This is a genomic window from Paenibacillus sp. 1-18 (assembly GCF_000520755.1).
In the GTDB taxonomy this organism is placed as follows: Bacteria; Bacillota; Bacilli; order Paenibacillales; family Paenibacillaceae; genus Paenibacillus; species Paenibacillus brasilensis.
This window is the reverse complement of sequence record NZ_ASSB01000385.1, coordinates 1-3,199: the sequence shown is the minus strand read 5'-3', so window position 1 is coordinate 3,199 and position 3,199 is coordinate 1. Positions and strand designations below refer to the sequence as shown.

Annotated in this window: 3 protein-coding genes and 1 pseudogene; all 4 read right to left on the bottom strand. The window is 47.1% G+C overall.

What is annotated here, in order from left to right:
* A pseudogene (locus L693_RS0125980) lies at window positions 1-816 on the bottom strand (DNA/RNA helicase); the annotation flags it as partial.
* Window positions 817-1,020: 204 nt separating this feature from the next.
* Window positions 1,021-1,461 (bottom strand): hypothetical protein, encoded by a 441-nt coding sequence (locus L693_RS0125975; protein ID WP_025721233.1) that lies wholly within the window; start codon window positions 1,459-1,461, stop codon window positions 1,021-1,023.
* A gap of 89 nt (window positions 1,462-1,550) precedes the next feature.
* Complete coding sequence (locus L693_RS0125970; protein WP_025721230.1) at window positions 1,551-2,273, bottom strand: response regulator; 723 nt, start codon at window positions 2,271-2,273, stop codon at window positions 1,551-1,553.
* 4 nt (window positions 2,274-2,277) lie between these two features.
* A partial coding sequence (locus L693_RS0125965) for a sensor histidine kinase (RefSeq protein WP_025721228.1) occupies window positions 2,278-3,199 on the bottom strand: 922 nt, incomplete at its 5' end.

Genomic DNA, 3,199 nt, shown 5'->3' with positions numbered 1-3,199 from the left:
GGCGGGCTTCGCTGCACCGCGCAGCAGCAGCGAGCATTCACGGCTGCGCCCAAGTGCGAGACATGTCTCACAGTAGGCGCACGCCTTACGCCCACACGATGCACAGCTCGTACGGTGCACTATCCCGCTACCACAACGGTTGCAGCGGAACTCATGTGCACGCGTGGCAGACCGGCGCAAATGTGGTGCGGGGGCAAGGCCAGCTGCAAAGCTGAGCCGACCTTGTAGATATGCAAGTTGCGCAGCTGAACGCCAAGCACGCTCCAAACCTGGCGATACCTCTGCCAGCAGCGCTTCGACTTCCGGAACGAACAACTGGCGTCCAGACAGTAAACTGGCCAACTCATTCGCTTGTCGTACCACACACTCCATATCCAGTTTTTCAATTCCACTGTTGAGATTTCTTTTTGGGACCAAGCTTAATGCTCCTTTTATCCCTCGTTGTTCTGCTCCTTCCTCTGCACCAGAAATCCAGCCTTGTTCATCATCCCAAATGCATATCCGATTTATTTCCCCAGATAAAATCCGTTGTCCGTCAACAGGTTCCAGAGTCAGCTCATTTTTTAGATTTGAAAGAATATATCTCCCCCATTGCTTATTCCCCCATCGCTTCATATCCGCTAGCTCCTTAAATGTTTCACACAGCTTTATTCCCCAATGCAATGGAAACCCTTCTCCTAATAACACCCACCTTTCGACACTATTCGTCTGTCCCTCATTTCGATGTATCCACCATGTCAGATCTACTCGAATATCCACAGATAATCGTAGATTCCAATGCCCCATATACCTAATCGCATACACAGCAACTTTCATCGCACACCCTCCCACTTATCACGGTCGTTTATTTCTGTTTCTTATCACAACAGATAACAACAAAAAAGCACACTCCTATGGCCTATAGCCTGAAGTGTGCTTCACATCAATTGAACCTCAACAAGATTCGTATCGTCTTGCATATGCAATTGCTTATACATATTTATATCCGATTTTGACCCTTGTGTCCACAATTCCTTGTCATTAAGGAACAAGTGGGGTATTTGCCAACGGGTTGGCTGTTCTAAGATCAATAACAACCTGCCTTTCACCGCCTGACTTCGGTAAAACCGGGTCCCCTGGTGAGAAACGACATGAAATAACCGAAATTTCCATATGGCTATAGCGCACCATCCGTGTCAGAATCGGCAGTGTGTCGTCCATAGACTCATCATCCAGTACCGTCACATGCAGCGGCCTCCGGTGTAGCCAAGCAAGTATGCTCAACGAACGCATCACCCATTCCACACGGTCTCCGTCATTGGACGTAATCACAATATAGCGGGTCGCACGATGCTCCGGAGATAATGCGTGCGCATCTTCACCATTGCGATAAGCCTGAACCGCCTGTCGTATATACATGAGATGCACGACCGCGGCTCCTACACCGTATATAAGCAATATCCAAACCAAGTGAGCCGTCACGAAGGTTCCACCTCCTCCTATAGCGACAATATATGCCGTATAACAGGAAGAGGTGTCACGGTTATGTACTGGGTTTCAAAGACTTCGTTTTACAGCGTAACCCATCCGTATTTGATCGAGTTAATAACCGCTTGTGTTCGGTCATCAACCTCCATTTTTTGCAGAATACTGCTGACATGGTTTTTGACCGTTTTTTCGCTAATGAATAAATATTCACCGATCATTTTGTTGCTCTTGCCTTCAGCCATCAAACGCAGCACTTCAGCCTCACGGCGGGTCAACGGATTATTTTCGCCTGCGACAAACTTCACGCCTGCTTCCTTGGTATGGCCCTCAGCCATAGCTCCGGTTTCATTCAGGTAGGTCATTCGGCGAAGCTGCTGAATGAGTTTACCCGTTACCTTCGGATGAATAAACGCATATCCTTCATGAACCGAACGAATCGCGTTAATAAGGGACTCCGCCTCCATATCTTTTAGCAAATATCCGTTGGCCCCCTTGCGCAGCGTTTCGAATACATAGCTTTCATCATCATGAATCGACAAGATGATCACTTTGACATCCGGAAACATCTCGCGCAGCTTTTCGGTTGCCTCTACACCATTTTCAATTGGCATGTTAATGTCCATCAGAACAATATCCGGTTTCTCCATGTTACAAAACTCAAGCACCTGGATACCATCACCGCATTCTCCGATGACCTCAATGTCATCCTCCATATTTAAAATACGTTTAAGCCCTTCACGGAACAACTGATGATCGTCCGCCAAGAGAACTTTAATGGGTGCATTACTGATTTCTTGATTTTCCATGTTGTTACTCCTTTCCCTTTTCCACGTTGGTTGGGATATGAATCACTATCTTGGTGCCTTGATTCTCAGCTGATTCGATCTCCATTCTCCCCTCGAGCAGTTCAACCCTTTCCCGCATACCAATCAGACCAAAATGCCCATGATCTTTGCTTTTTTGCTGGAAGAGCTCTGGCTTGAAGCCCAGACCATTATCCTGTACCACGATTTTTACAAGCTGCGCCTGATAGGTAATCTCAACAAGCACATAGGTAGGATAAGCATGCTTGGCAGCGTTGGTCAAAGCTTCCTGAATCAGACGGTAAATGGCTGCTTCCATCGCGGAAGAGAGACGGTGTTCCTTGCCCCTTGTTTCAAAAAGCGCTCTAATCTTCGTTTTTTCTTCAAAATCCTGCACATATTTTCGGAGCGTCGGAATAAGCCCCAAATCATCCAGGGCCATAGGACGCAGATTAAAAATGACCTTTCGCATTTCCTCAAGGCTGGAGCGAACTTGTTTCTTCAAGTCTACTATTTCGTCCTGAACCATCTTAAATTCCTGCTTAGCGATCATTCTTTCCACAATTTCCGTCCTAAGCACTAGATGTGCAAGGAGTTGCGCAGGTCCATCGTGAATTTCGCGAGATATGCGCTTACGCTCCTCTTCCTGAGCCAAAATAATTTTCAGACCAATAAACTGCCGATTTTTGGCCGATTCGATGATCCGCGTCACTTGTCCCAGCTCACCTGACAAATATTCCAGCACAACCCCCATCTGTGAACCGATGGTTTCGGCGCGCTCAACAGAATCCTCAACACTCTTGGCTCGCTTTTGCAGATCATCTCTTCTGGCTTTAAGATACATTTCCTTCTCGCGAAATATCATCACATCGAGCTGAAGCTGTGTCGCCTTCTCGTAAGCCTGCTTGATATCTTCTTCTGAATAGCGG

Coding starts and splice junctions, on each gene's coding strand:
- L693_RS0125970 (WP_025721230.1), bottom strand. CDS start 2,273: ATGGAAAATCAAGAAATCAGTAATGCACCCATTAAAGTTCTCTTGGCG.